Raw genomic sequence first — 383 nt, forward strand, 5'->3', positions numbered from 1 at the left:
TCTCTCCGCGCCGCCGGACCACATGGCCAAGCCGCTCGATGAAGTAGAAAAAGCCGTCAGCGTCGCGTTTGACGAGGTCACGGGTTGCAAACCATTCGCCGACAAATGCCTCTCGGGTCTGTTCGACATCCCGCCAGTATCCGCGGAAGAGGCCATGCGGGTGACGGGATCTCAGTAGCAATTGACCCGAGACATCCGCCGGAACTTCCTCGCCAGCTTCATCCACGACTTTGGCGTCGAAATAGGCCGATGGACGGCCTATCGAGCCGTGCCGTTCGTCGGCAAGCGTCTGATAGATGGGCTGACAACACTCCGTCAGCCCATAGCCCTCCAGTACCTTGCAAGCGAAACGGCGTTCAAACTGCTCGATGTCATCCACCCGG

General features: G+C 59.5%; 1 protein-coding gene. It reads right to left on the reverse strand.

Translation table 11 applies throughout. The features are described from left to right. On the reverse strand, window positions 1-379 hold a 379-nt coding region (locus AC1DY7_RS31415), incomplete at its 3' end, for an AMP-binding protein (RefSeq protein ID WP_477497666.1). Between the last annotated feature and the right edge of the window lie 4 nt (window positions 380-383).

It is taken from the genome of Mycobacterium sp. P2_H7, from assembly GCF_056403275.1.